Below are 12,284 nucleotides of genomic sequence, written 5' to 3'. Positions count from 1 at the left end.
TATTACCTGTTCGACAAAGCCAAATTGGTGAAAGGTAATAGTCAGTAGGTGATTAAAATTACATTTTACATGTAGTGAAGGTAGTTCGATATTAAAACTAAGAATATAAGACTAGCAACAAAAAAATACGGAATACTCATTGATTTTCGTCCGGATTTCAGTTCATTAATTCCTAGAAGAATAAAGGAACAAATGAGAGTAAATTGTATGTACGGGAGAAGGGTGAAATTATCGGTAATAAGAGAATAAGTGCAAAGAGAGAGTATGATAAGCGTGAAAAATATGAGGAAAATCCGTAATCCAGTTAACATTGTATACCTCCTTTAAATAGACTATTTACCGGAATATTTCTGAGAAGCCAAGTAATAAAGCAGCAGCGCCAGTTATGAAAGCAAGTGTGCCACTAGATTGTTCTATGTTTTTTTATTTCTTCTAGACCTATAGTGAAAGCCATCAATCCTAAGGGAATAAACATGTAAGGCATAATGTCTCTGTTGCCGCTGATAAAACTATAGATTGCTATAGATAAAGCGATAAGTGAAAAAGTAATTCGAAATCCTTTTAACATAAAGGATCCTCCGTCTTTTTTATTTGCTCAATTGCGATGAGAAACATTAAAACCCCTAATAGAAATTGTGAAAGTGGTAGAAAGTTATTTTGATCTGTATAGAGCCCAATTGCCGACATAATTATCACCGTGAGTGCGATTACGATACGAAGTATACTATGAGTTCTCCTTATTATCTTTCGAGTAAGGATTATCTTCTGGTTTATCAACGGAATGTTTATATGCGTAACCTTTATTGATCGTCATAACGGAGAGTACTAATACGATCAGTACGATTATAATGCCGATAATTAATATTTTGAGCATGAAATCCCTCCTTTTCTTTATTTTACATAATTTTGTAATTGATGAAAACAATAGAAATTAAAAGGATGAAAGAAGGGTGTTACATGGAGCATAAAAAAACATATTATATATCAGTTGGAAATGGTCAAATTTCACAAGTGAAGACGGCGGATACGTATAATTTTGAAATTTACGCAAATGACGAAGAGATTACGGAGTTAAGAGAGTATTTTGATCAAGCGTATGAAGAGGACTTAGGTTCGTATGTACGCTCCCACGTGCCATTCGTTGAGTATCATCACGATTCGAATAATGATCGATATGATGAACAACTACAAAAAGCATATAAAATGATTTATGATCTAGGGAATCATGAAACGAAAGAATTAGTCGCGCAAATGGGAATAATCAATGGATTGTAATTGGATAATATTATGCAGAAAAGCGAGAATATGCTACAATTTGTGGTAGGAAAAACTTGTAATCATCAATAGGGGAGTAATGGCATGTACAAATTTAAAGATTATTACCACAACACTGTACAATTATCGTTTGAACGTTACCCATTTTCTCCTGAGCCAAAGCATGTTTGGGTTGTATGCCGGTACGGGGATCAATGGTTATTAACGCATCATTTACGCCGTGGTCTTGAATTTCCAGGTGGTAAAGTAGAACTCGGGGAAACACCGGAAGAAGCGGCAGTTCGAGAAGTTCATGAGGAAACCGGCGGCATAGTTTCTGATTTAACTTACTTAGGGCAATACAAAGTATCCGGAAAAGACAAAATAATCATTAAAAACATTTATTTTGCAACAATTAGTGCGGTAGAGCAGCATACGCATTACGAAGAAACGAAAGGGTCTGTTTTATTAAAAGACATTCCTGATAATATTAAAACTGATAGAAAATTTAGCTTTATTATGCGCGATGATGTATTAGCGCGTACGATGAAACATATAGAAGAAATCGGCTGTTTTACGAAGTAAAATGGCCGGTTTCTTTTTTTGATTAAATACCCAAAAAAGGTGTGAATATATTTTTACTTTTAGGGAGGCATTTGGGAATGAAAGTATCCACTTACTATTGTCACTTTTTGTCGGTAAATCGATATATTTCAAAAATCGCCGATATATTTTGAGTTGCGGTCGATATATTTCAAAAATCGCTGATATATTTTGAGTTGCGGTCGATATATTCGAAAAATCGCTGATATAATTTATTTACTATTGTATTGTTTTTACCTTCAGCTCTAAAAACGAAAGAACCTCCAACAAATCATCCACCACACGTGAATGTTCAAAGTCACCCCAAAATAAATCTCTCTTCCAAACGCCAAGAATCCCTACTTGTTCAGAACCAAGCACATCGTTTTCTGGATGATCTCCAACGTAAAGACATTCTTCTGCTTTAACATTTAGTTTATGCAAGGCTCGTTTGAAAATCTCGGGATGTGGTTTTTTAATTCCTTCTGCTTCTGAAACGAGAACTGTATTTGTATACGTATGTATGTTTAAGGCGCGAAGGTTGTTCATTTGAAAATCAGTAAAGCCGTTTGTAATAATACCGATTTTAATGTTTTGCTGCGTTAGTTGTTGAAGTAATTCATGCATGTTTGGGAAGGGAATGCAGTGATGTTGAAAGTTTGTAATGTAGTCATGCAGCAGTTGTTCTGATGTTAAAGTGGTAATGCCGTATTCAGAAAGAAGAGAATCGTATACTTTATCTTTCCACGTATATCCATTATTATCGAGTTCAAGAAAACGAGAGCAATACTCGGCGTGTTCTATGTTTATAAAATGAAGAGAAAAGCGATTGTATTGGTCGTGAATAAATCGTACTAAAGATTGACGACGATCTAATAGTGTCCCGTCCAAATCAAATAACACCGCATGAATCATATGTAACCTCCTCAAAGTTTTTATAAATAATTATCGCATATTTGTGAAAAAATGATTATCATATTTTTGTAGACTGTAACGACGGAGGTTCAAATGAAAGAACTGTATGGTGGGAAATTAGTTTGTTTTATACTTTCGATTGGCTTAGTAGCTGGATGTGATATGGCGGAAAAAACTTCGAAAAGAGAGAAAAAAGATGTGTGCGAAACGACAGAAGAATGCACACAAATAGGTGATAAGACGCTTCAAAAAGTATATAAAAAGATAGATGGACTTTCAGAACTTGAAGTACTAGAGGATTATGATTTAGAAGGACATTCAAGTAACGATATGAAAGAAGCAGAAATGAAAAAAGAGGATGATGAAAATTATTTCTTTTTAGCTTCGTATTATATTGATGGTGATGAAATTGTAGATCCTTATTTCGATAAACTAGATCGCAAACGATTGAATAAGGCTTTTGCGGATGATAAGGACGCGAAAGAAGAAGTATTAAAGCAACGTCAAGATAGGGATTATCATGAATCGTTATGGGAGATGTATAGCACGCTTATTCCAGCTAAGTATCGCACTGACATAAAAGAGTTTGACATGGTAACAGATGGTTACGACGGAATTGTCGCCCACGTTATGCCGAGTATGGAGTATCCGAAAGAGTGGACCATTAGTTTAGATACGCTTGATTCAGCAGTAAATATCGATCAAGTGATGAAAACATTAATACATGAGACGGCTCACGTATTGACACTGGGACATAAACAAATACCAGTAAATGAAAAGTACTTAAAGGCTTTTGAAGAAGATAAAGATATTTCATCATACCAAAATAAATGTAAATCTCTTTTCTTACAAGAAGGATGTGCGAAGGAGAGCTCTTATATAAATCAATTTTATAATTTGTTCTGGAAACCAATTGATCAGGAGTGGACAGAAAAGAAAGTGGAAGAAAGCGAAGAAGCTCAAATTGAATTTTTTAAGGAAAAACATGGTGAGTTTGTTTCACTGTATGGGACGACAAATGTAGCAGAGGATATTGCGGATACATTTACAGCGTTTATTTTACAAGATTCAAAAAAGGTGAAAGAAGGAACAGAATTAAAATATAAAAAAATTTCCTTTTTCTATCAATTCCCCGAGCTTGTAAAAATGAGAGCGGAAGTGTTAGCTGGATTATATGATATTTCAAGGGATATAGAGCAGTCATAGTTTAGTGGTAATTATTTGTTGGTAAGTCAATAAATTTTTGATCAATTAAATGAAAACGCGAGGACGTTCTGTTCTTTGCGTTTTTTTATGTTAATAAAATTGAAAATTCTGTCTTTTTTTAAAAAAGAAGAAGGAACTGAATCATTAAAATAGAATTAGTATAAAAACGTCACAAATTAGACACAATTATAATGCGCATAGTATAGGGGCTATAAGTTTACTCTCGAGGAGGTAATGAAACGTATGAAAACGATTCTTGCTGTTGCTGGTCTCATTTGGGTAATGTCTCACGGTTTTCCGATTTTTGAAGGGGAGCAAATTCGTAGTGCATTAAATAAAGAGTTTAATGATTATCATATTATTGATCGAAAAGATAATGTCGTTACGGTGCGTGTGAAAGATTGTTTCCATACAGTTACGGTTGCTAACGGGAATGTTACAGATAATTCTAAAATGTGTGACAAAAGGTAACGGAAAGAAGCTGACTCTAGCGTATCGCTCTAAGTCAGCTTTTTTTTCGTTTTCCAATAAGGAGTTTTTCAAATGCCTCGACAAATACATACATAAGAGTTGCGAGGACGCAAGTGAGCAATACACTGAGTAAGACGAGTGTGAAGTTAAAGACTTGGAATCCGTAGCTAATTAAATAGCCAAGTCCTTGTTTAGAAACGAGGAGTTCCCCGAAAATAACACCGACCCATGATAAGCCAACATTCACTTTTAACGTTGAAATAATTGCAGGGAAAGATGAAGGGAGAATAACGTGCTTATAGCATTGCCATTTATTTGCGCCAAATGTGTCCATGACCTTAATATAGTTGGAATCGACTTCTTGAAATGCGCTGTAAATAACGAGAATAGTAATGATGATTGAAATGATTACTCCCATTGCGATAGAAGATGAAATGTTTGGACCGAAAATAACAATGATGATTGGACCGAGTGCAACTTTTGGCATTGCATTTAGGACGACGAGATAAGGATCAAGTACGCGGGCCAAAAGTGGCATCCACCAAAGGAAAGTGGCGATAATAGCTCCGAGTACTGTTCCGAGAATGAAGCCTACTCCTGTTTCAAGTAATGTCGTCCATATGTGAATCCAAAGGGAACCGTCAATCCATTTCATTAAAAAGAGATCCCAAATACTTGAAGGAGAGCTAAAGAGTAAAGGATCAATCCATTCCTTTTTACTAGCTATTTCCCATAGTGCAAAGAAAAGAACAAGAAGTACAAGTTGTAAAGAGCGAGCTAACCATGCATGTTGTCTTTCTTTTTTTCGAAACTGCTCATGTAGTTGTTTTATATTATCCAAGTCGTTCCAACTCCTTCCATATTTCTTGGAAGAGGGATGGGAAGTCATCGTGGTGGCGTGCTTCTAATGGCGATAAGGAACGGATACTTTCTGGGACGATGAACGTTTTTGCAATTTTTCCAGGGTTCGCCTGCAGCAAATAAATACGATCACTCATCGCAATTGCTTCTTCAATATCATGTGTCACAAGTAGGGATGTTTTCTTATAGTTACGTAGTAATGTGAAGACGAGATCTTCTAGTTTTAATTTTGTTTGATAATCAAGTGCGGAAAATGGTTCATCTAGCAATAAAATTTTTGGATCGGTCGCTAATGTTCGAACGAGGGCAGCACGTTGGCGCATACCGCCGGATAGTTCACGTGGGTATTGCTGTTCTATATCATATAGGCCGACTTGTTGTAAGAGCTTTAATGTATGTTCTTTCGTATTTTCATCATAAATCTTTCGAATATGAAGTCCGAGCATAATATTTTCTTCAATCGTTTTCCACGGAAACAAGTAATCCTGCTGGAGCATATAGCCCATAGATGGGGTCTTAGTTGTAATCGGTTCACCATCTAAAAATATGATACCTTCAATTGGATCAAGTAGCCCTGCGATGATGGAGAGGAGCGTTGTTTTTCCGCAACCACTTGGGCCAAGGATTGAAATGAATTCACCTTCTTCTACGTGCAAACTCATATCTTCAAGAATAAGTTTGGCATGTTCTTTTGCAAAAAAGCAGTGAGAAACGTTACGTATTTGTAAAAAGCTCATACACTTCGCCTCTATTTCTTAATAACGCTTTCGGCAATTTTTGTATTGACGAGCGCTTCATGTGGAACTTCTTTTTGTAATTCACCAGATTCTTTCATAATCGTTTGGAGCTGTTTCCATTCTGCATCATCTAATAATGGATTTGTCGCATAAGAATGTTGTTTTTTGTAGCGCTCAATTACTTTCACTGAAATGTCTTTTGAAGTGTCTTTAAATAGTGGTGAAACAGCATTAGCAATCTCTTCGGGACTATGGGTATCAACCCATTGCTGCGCTTTATATAGTGCGCGAGTGAATTTTTCTGCAGCAGCTTTATCTTTCTTTAAGAAACTTTCTTTTGCCATAAACGTTGTATAAGGGACAGTACCAGATTCAGCTCCGAAAGACGCGACGATATAACCTTTTCCTTCTTTTTCAAGTATACTTGCAGTCGGTTCAAAGAGCTGTACAAATTCTCCCGTACCAGATGCAAAGGCATTTGCAATATTAGCAAACTCGATATTTTGAATTAAGTTCGTATCTTTGTGAGGGTCAATGCCATTTTTCTTTAAAACATATTCTCCAACCATTTGTGGCATGCCGCCTTTACGCTGTCCTAAAAACGTAACACCTTTTACGTCATTCCAATTAAAAGAGTTCAATTTTTTACGTGAAACTAAAAATGTGCCATCTGTTTGTGTAAGCTGTGCGAAATTAATGACAGGATCTTTTGCTCCTTGTTGATGAACATAAATAGACGTTTCTGAACCAACGAGCGCAATATCAATTCCGCCAGATAAAAGGGCGGTCATCGTTTTATCTCCGCCAGCTGTTGTTTGTAAGTCAATATTTAAACCTTCATCTTTAAAAAATCCTTTTTCAATTCCAACATATAAAGGTGCGTAGAAAAGAGAGTGGGTAACTTCGCCAACGCGAATTTTTTGAACTTGTTCTTTCGTACTTTCCTTTGTACTACTACAAGCAGCGAATGTGAAAACAGCTAGTAACATGATGCAAAAAACGGTTATTAATTTTTTCACTATATGACACCTCCTAGAAGTCAATCTACAAGCATAATATGTAGGTAAGTGCCCATATGTGAGTATAGATAGCAGGAATTTTTTAGGGAATAAAGAAGTACAAATATAAGGGGTGATAAAATGGATTACGAATACGATGATAGCGTACATTTACATCTTGATTATTTCGGAACTGAATGTGATATGGAATCGATTGCTTATAAGAGGAAGCATGAAGACGTGTGGGATGTGTATTTTAATTTTGGAGTATACGGTATTCAAAAAGATGATGTAGGGGCAGGAATGTTTATGGACGAATATGCCGGTTATTACGTTTTTTCTGTACATGCTCGTGATTTGAGCTGGGAATTTGGAAGTGCTCAGTTTGAGGAATGGGTTTTGAAGAACCATATAGTAGAACGAACGCTGCAAAAATAGGAAGGGATTTCGTGATTGGATTTCTCATTTTATTATGTATTTGCGTAGCCGGAGTTTTTATCCTGAGGGTGCTTACTTACCGATTTGCAAAGAGAAATATTCATAAATACAAAAGATTGAAATTGGTTCATATGTGGTTAGATATGACTATGAAAAAGGGTCCGAGATTAGATTTGTTTGATTTTATTTTTATAGTAATCGTGTGTATCATATGGAAACTATGGATGCTTCCTCTTGTATAGTAAACATGTTAATCATTTCATCATTTTTCCCGTTCATAATAAATAACGAAAAGAACCTGTCACATGACAGGTTCTTTTGTTATACGGGAAATTCAATATATACGACAAATTACGACAAGGGAGTTCATATATATTTGCTATTCTATTAAAGGTCATTATTTGTAATGTATATATAGGAGGATTTTTTAATGTTAAAGAAATTATTATTATTTTTACTTACAGGCTTATGCGTAGTTGCTTTAACAGCTTGTAAAGATGAAGAGGACAAGCTGAAAGCGGCGGAAGAACAGAAAATAGATGAGAAGAAAATTGAAGAAGATAAGAAGGGAGAAGAGCAGCAAAAAGCAGAAGAAGAAAAACGTAAGCAAGAAGAGCAGCAAAAAGCGGAAGAAGAAAAGCGTAAGCAAGAAGAACAGCAAAAAGCGGAAGAAGAAAAGCGTAAGCAAGAAGAACAGCAAAAAGCGGAAGAAGAAAAGCGTAAGCAAGAAGAACAACAAAGAGTAGAAGAAGAAAAACGTAAGCAAGAAGAGCAACAAAGAGTAGAAGAAGAAAAGCGTAAGCAAGAAGAGCAACAAAGAGTAGAAGAAGAAAAGCGTAAGCAAGAAGAGCAACAAAGAGTAGAGGAAGAAAAACGTAAGCAAGAAGAACAAAGACGTGTACAAGAGCAACAAAAACAACAGTCTGCACAACAAGAGAGAACACAAAAACAAGAAAAAACAAGACAAGCAACAGGTGGGAAACCGACAAGATCGCAAATTTCGGTCGGTTCACATGTGGTTATCCAATTAGATACAGATTATAGTAAAACAGTGAGTGGTGTTGTGAAAGATATTTTAACAAATAGTGAAACACATACGCATGGAATTAAAGTTCGATTACAAGATGGACAACTTGGCCGTGTTCAAAGTGTTGGGTAAATAAAAAAGAGATCGTCCATCTTTGGACGACCTCTTTTTTATTATGCTTGGTTAGTGCGGAAAAATGGAAGCTTCTGCACAGTGTAAACTAACCCATATGCAAGAATTAAGCACATAAGAGGGTTAATGAAAAATCCGTAGCGATTAATTGCTAAGAATAAGTTTGAGAAGATGATGTAAATAACAGAACTTGCTACTAGCATCATAACGCGTTTATGTTTAAATGAATTTAGCATGAAGCAGAAACCACTTAAGAATGTACCAATGACAAAGACTCTATGGCACATTTGTATAAAGTTATGAATACGGTATTGGTCTACAGCAGGAGCTGTTTTGAATAACTCAATTGTTTTACCAACAGTGAACCAAGAGAACCAATATGTGAAATCCGTTTTAAATCCATTTTTGATTAAATCTTTTGCGTATGCCCCTTTATCATCTAAGCCTTGGGCTTTCATTTGATTAACTACATTTTCATAGCCAATTTTGTTAAACGGATCTGCACCGGCAATTAATGGGTCTGCACCTTGCGTTGAGAATAAGATAAATTGATGAAGCGCTAAATAGTTACGAACAACCCAGGCGCCGATAATAAGGAACGGGCCAATGAACCATAATAATCCAATTCGAATTGAGTCTTTAAATCCATATGTGAACAAGACGACAAGAACAGGAATGAGCATCATTGGAGCTGGATTTGGACGGAACATAAGTAAAATAGCAACAACAATTCCAAACCATATATGGAATTTTACTTTATTGTATTTCCATGCGAGAACAAATACATATACACTTAACGCTAATAAGAATATTGAAGGAACTTCGGTCAATAATGTACGGAAGTATGTATAGTTACTTGGATAAATAGCATATAAAATACTCGCAACAATCCCATAAATGTTTTTTTCAAACAACTCTTTTCCTATTAAAAATACTAATAACACTGTACAGAGGTTCAGTATCATATTAATGACAGTTGCTACGTAATAGTACGGAAGTGATGTAACATCAGAAATAATCATAGCGCCAGCTAATAATAGTGGTTGACCTGGTGTGATATAAGCATTTTTTCCAGGAACTTCACTAGGTTCTAAATAAACATAGCCAAATACACCATGTTTTAATAATTGTTCAGCTGTTAACGAATAGTTAAACGCATCATTTGCACCATATGTTACTTTGACTAACTCTCCATCTAATCCTGGCTGTTTTACTAGACAAAAAACGTGCAACAGGAAAGAAAGCGCCAAAATTGCATATACCGCTTTAGGTAAACTTTTAAACTTATTTAGCAAAAATGAGCATCTCCTTTTTTATTAATTCTTTCGTATTTTCATGAAAAATTCCTAATAGTATTAAGGTTTTCCAAAACATAGTTATTATATCATAAAGTGGAGCGTAGTAATTTGATTTTTCAATACTCCATAGGTTGAAATCCAAAATTTAACTGATGGTTAAGGGATAATTAAGAAAATATATTTATAGTAAAAGCAATTAGGAAGACGAAATACACGTTATATGTTATTTTTATAGGAAGTATTTTCACGGTGCGGGGTGAAATTAATAAACAGAAAAGAGGGAATGAATTGAGGGATAATTTTTCATTTCATCAGCCAAGAAGAAATATATTAATTTCAGTGATTTTAAGTGGTGTAGTAACCTTATATGTTGTACCCACACTTTTCTTGATTTTAAGATATTTTAGTTTAGGTACGATGAAAGATATGTTAAATCAAAAGGTTGTTTTAAGTATAATGACAATTTTGATTTGGATTGTACTACTGTATGTTGCGTATTTAAATAAAGATATAGTTAATAAATTTAAACCGATTATTAGGATTTATATTAGAATGTTTTTAGTAGCCCATGCGGTTACTTTGCTTTTTATTTTTACGCAAAATAATATGGATTTCGTAAATACACTGAATTGGATTTACAATTATAACGCACAGTTTATATTTAGTTTAATTGTAATTTATGCGATATATGTTTTTGTGTATAACGTGCTTGGGAAAGTTTTTTTGAGTACTATCTTGACAAGCATTTTGCTAATCATTTTGGCTATTGTAAATCACTTTAAAATTGTTTTTAGGGGAGACCCACTATATCCTTCTGATTTTACACAGATTGGACATATGCAATCTGTTATACCGATGGTGATGGATTATTTTAGTTGGGGTTATATTCTTCTCGTTATTGTAAGTGTTGTTGCCTGTATTTTAGCGGGTATGTATATAAGGAAATATATTCAAAATGTAAAAGTTCATGTAGGCGTACGAGTTCTATTTATAATAGGATCCAGCTTTGTTTTATATGCGTATGGTAATTTTACGAATACGTTTATGAATAAATTGTTTCAAAAGTCGGGTATAGAGTTCGTTTTGTGGGATCAAAATGAAAATTATGCTTCAAATGGTTTTGTATTAGGATTTATAAGTAATTTAGATACGACAGTCATTGAAAAGCCGAAAGATTATTCAAAAGAAAATATGCTTCAAATAGCAAACGATATAAAGAAAAAATATAGTAGCAATATAGGGGCGCAGAAGCAAAAAGAGAAACCAAATATTATTTTTGTAATGAGCGAGTCGTTTTGGGATCCAACGAAATTAACGAATCTTTCCTTTAGTGAAGATCCTTTACCGAATTTGCATCATTATATAGAAAATTTTCCTGGTGGACAAACTATTTCTCCTACATTTGGAGGAAATACTGCGAACGTTGAATTTGAGGCGCTAACGAGTTATTCAATGAGTTTGTTAAAACCAGGCTCTATACCGTATCAGCAAGTTGTTACAAATAAGAAAGAAATTCCATCTATTACTCGAGCTTTGAAAAAAGAAGGGTATTATACAAGTGCAATTCATTCGTTCGGTCGCTCATTCTTTAAACGGGATGATGTATATAAAGTGTTAGGGTTTGATAAGTTTAATGCACAAGATACGATGGAAAATGTAGAAGTTGATGGAGATTATATTAGCGATTTATCTATGAGTAAAGAGATAATAGCTGAATTAGAGAAGCACAAACAACCTACTTTTATTCATGCGGTTACGATGCAAAATCATTTTCCATTTACAGAAGGAAGATTTGGCGAAAATCAAATAGAAATTAGTGGTTTAGAAAATGAAGAATCGAAGGCTGAATTAGAGACTTATACAGAAGGTTTAAGACGTTCAGATGAAGCTCTTAAATATTTAATAGAGCAACTAGATAATTTAGATAGACCTACATTACTAGTATTCTTTGGCGATCATCTCCCATCGTTAGGAATAAATAAATCTCTTTATAAAGAGACTGGTTATATAACAAATGAAAAAACGCTAAGTGAACGATTAGCGATGGCACAAACGCCGTTATTAATGTATGCAAATTTTGATATTCCAAATGACAATTTAGGCTTAGTAAGTCCAATTTATTTTTCAAATCTTGTCTTTGATTATGCTGGATTAAATAAGGCACCATTCTATCAATTTTTATCGAAGTTATATGAAGAAATTCCCGTACTTCGTGACGAATTGAGGATAGGAAAAGACGGAGAAGCAATAAAAGGTTTAACAGCGAAACAAAAAGAGATGTTAAAGCAATATGAGTTTATTCAATATGACTTACTCGTCGGAAAGCAATATAGTAAGGATATATTATTTAAATAAGCGAAAAAAA

General features: G+C 34.6%; 14 protein-coding genes and 1 pseudogene. 8 read left to right on the top strand and 7 right to left on the bottom strand.

The features are described 5' to 3' along the window. Positions 1-336: 336 nt before the first annotated feature. Both EXW56_RS22930 and ytzI read right to left on the bottom strand, forming a co-directional pair. A pseudogene (locus EXW56_RS22930) lies at positions 337-568 on the bottom strand (YczI family protein). A gap of 156 nt (positions 569-724) precedes the next feature. Next, positions 725-874 (bottom strand): YtzI protein, encoded by a 150-nt coding sequence (ytzI, locus tag EXW56_RS22925; RefSeq protein ID WP_002112449.1) that lies wholly within the window; start codon positions 872-874, stop codon positions 725-727. Positions 875-957: 83 nt separating this feature from the next. Here ytzI and EXW56_RS22920 point away from each other — a divergent pair, with 83 nt between their 5' ends. Both EXW56_RS22920 and mutTA read left to right on the top strand, forming a co-directional pair. Next, a complete protein-coding gene (locus tag EXW56_RS22920) occupies positions 958-1,275 on the top strand; it encodes a hypothetical protein (RefSeq protein WP_002112448.1) in 318 nt (105 codons plus the stop codon). Positions 1,276-1,359: 84 nt separating this feature from the next. After that, positions 1,360-1,839, top strand: a complete 480-nt coding sequence (gene mutTA, locus EXW56_RS22915) for an antimutator 8-oxo-(dGTP/GTP)ase (RefSeq protein ID WP_002015736.1) — start codon at positions 1,360-1,362, stop codon at positions 1,837-1,839. Between the two features lie 237 nt (positions 1,840-2,076). On the opposite strand, the gene EXW56_RS22910 is transcribed toward mutTA, so the two are convergent. Further along, positions 2,077-2,751 (bottom strand): HAD family hydrolase, encoded by a 675-nt coding sequence (locus EXW56_RS22910; protein ID WP_215596982.1) that lies wholly within the window; start codon positions 2,749-2,751, stop codon positions 2,077-2,079. Positions 2,752-2,844: 93 nt separating this feature from the next. On the opposite strand from EXW56_RS22910, the gene EXW56_RS22905 reads away from it, so the two are divergent. Continuing rightward, positions 2,845-3,957 (top strand): hypothetical protein, encoded by a 1,113-nt coding sequence (locus tag EXW56_RS22905; RefSeq protein ID WP_002199052.1) that lies wholly within the window; start codon positions 2,845-2,847, stop codon positions 3,955-3,957. A 243-nt stretch (positions 3,958-4,200) separates the two neighbouring features. Continuing rightward, complete coding sequence (locus tag EXW56_RS22900) at positions 4,201-4,428, top strand: hypothetical protein (RefSeq protein WP_002199053.1); 228 nt, start codon at positions 4,201-4,203, stop codon at positions 4,426-4,428. A gap of 34 nt (positions 4,429-4,462) precedes the next feature. On the opposite strand, the gene EXW56_RS22895 is transcribed toward EXW56_RS22900, so the two are convergent. The 3 genes from EXW56_RS22895 to EXW56_RS22885 are packed head-to-tail and all read right to left on the bottom strand — an operon-like array spanning position 4,463 to position 7,045. Continuing rightward, entirely contained in the window at positions 4,463-5,269 is an 807-nt protein-coding gene (locus EXW56_RS22895; protein ID WP_002199054.1) for an ABC transporter permease, read from the bottom strand. Further along, positions 5,262-6,026, bottom strand: coding sequence for an ABC transporter ATP-binding protein (locus EXW56_RS22890; protein WP_215557596.1), 765 nt, complete (start codon positions 6,024-6,026; stop codon positions 5,262-5,264). Before EXW56_RS22890 ends, EXW56_RS22895 begins: the two co-directional genes overlap by 8 nt. Before the next feature lie 11 nt (positions 6,027-6,037). Continuing rightward, positions 6,038-7,045 carry an ABC transporter substrate-binding protein gene (locus EXW56_RS22885; protein WP_215596981.1) on the bottom strand — a complete coding sequence of 336 codons (1,008 nt, stop codon included), beginning with the start codon at positions 7,043-7,045 and terminating at the stop codon, positions 6,038-6,040. Positions 7,046-7,165: 120 nt separating this feature from the next. On the opposite strand from EXW56_RS22885, the gene EXW56_RS22880 reads away from it, so the two are divergent. From EXW56_RS22880 to EXW56_RS22870, 3 genes are all read left to right on the top strand, one after another. After that, complete coding sequence (locus EXW56_RS22880) at positions 7,166-7,462, top strand: DUF3986 family protein (protein ID WP_002112440.1); 297 nt, start codon at positions 7,166-7,168, stop codon at positions 7,460-7,462. An 11-nt stretch (positions 7,463-7,473) separates the two neighbouring features. Beyond that, a complete protein-coding gene (locus EXW56_RS22875; protein ID WP_215596980.1) occupies positions 7,474-7,704 on the top strand; it encodes a hypothetical protein in 231 nt (76 codons plus the stop codon). 188 nt (positions 7,705-7,892) lie between these two features. Continuing rightward, positions 7,893-8,621 (top strand): YwbE family protein, encoded by a 729-nt coding sequence (locus EXW56_RS22870; RefSeq protein ID WP_215596979.1) that lies wholly within the window; start codon positions 7,893-7,895, stop codon positions 8,619-8,621. A gap of 41 nt (positions 8,622-8,662) precedes the next feature. On the opposite strand, the gene EXW56_RS22865 is transcribed toward EXW56_RS22870, so the two are convergent. Next, positions 8,663-9,916: a glycosyltransferase family 39 protein gene (locus tag EXW56_RS22865; protein ID WP_002199058.1), complete on the bottom strand. Its 1,254-nt coding sequence runs from the start codon at positions 9,914-9,916 to the stop codon at positions 8,663-8,665. A gap of 291 nt (positions 9,917-10,207) precedes the next feature. Here EXW56_RS22865 and EXW56_RS22860 point away from each other — a divergent pair, with 291 nt between their 5' ends. After that, a complete protein-coding gene (locus EXW56_RS22860; protein WP_215596978.1) occupies positions 10,208-12,274 on the top strand; it encodes an LTA synthase family protein in 2,067 nt (688 codons plus the stop codon). Positions 12,275-12,284 lie beyond the last annotated feature (10 nt).

The organism is Bacillus mycoides, from assembly GCF_018742245.1.
Lineage (GTDB): Bacteria > Bacillota > Bacilli > Bacillales > Bacillaceae_G > Bacillus_A > Bacillus_A cereus_U.
Note: the sequence above shows the minus strand (reverse complement) of the source record. Positions and strands in the feature narration are given on the sequence as shown.